1 protein-coding gene is annotated in these 405 nt (G+C 39.5%); it reads left to right on the top strand.

The window, feature by feature from the left end; genetic code table 11:
- On the top strand, positions 1 to 382 hold a 382-nt coding region (locus B3180_RS02080; RefSeq protein WP_286842691.1), incomplete at its 5' end, for a hypothetical protein.
- Positions 383 to 405: the final 23 nt, after the last annotated feature.

The raw sequence follows: 405 nt of genomic DNA, 5'->3' as shown, positions 1-405 counted from the left end.
TATCGAACAAATTGTTAAAGACTTTTGTATCGAGCATCAGAGGGCCTATTGTAATAGTTTGGTTAAGGCATACTCACGTATGCCATGGCCTGGCAATATCAGGCAGCTGCGGGGTCATCTCTTTAAAAAACATATTGCTCATCCAGTGGGATTAATTCGTTGGGATCAACAAGATGATGAATTAGTTCTGAGCGATGCAAATTTAAAACAAGTTCTTAGTAGCGATCACCCGTCTATTAGTCTAAGGGAACTTAAGAAACTTTATAGCTTGAGTGTGCTGGCGAAATGCCATTATCACTTTGCAAGTGCGGCCAAGATACTAAAAGTTTCAGTGAATACCCTAAAGGCAATTGATCAAGCGGCGAGAATAGATGAAATATAGATACTATCGATGGAACCTTCAAT

The organism is Idiomarina sp. UBA4206 (assembly GCF_002383015.1).
Taxonomy (GTDB): Bacteria; Pseudomonadota; Gammaproteobacteria; order Enterobacterales; family Alteromonadaceae; genus Idiomarina; species Idiomarina abyssalis.
This window is presented reverse-complemented; position numbering and strand designations above follow the sequence as displayed.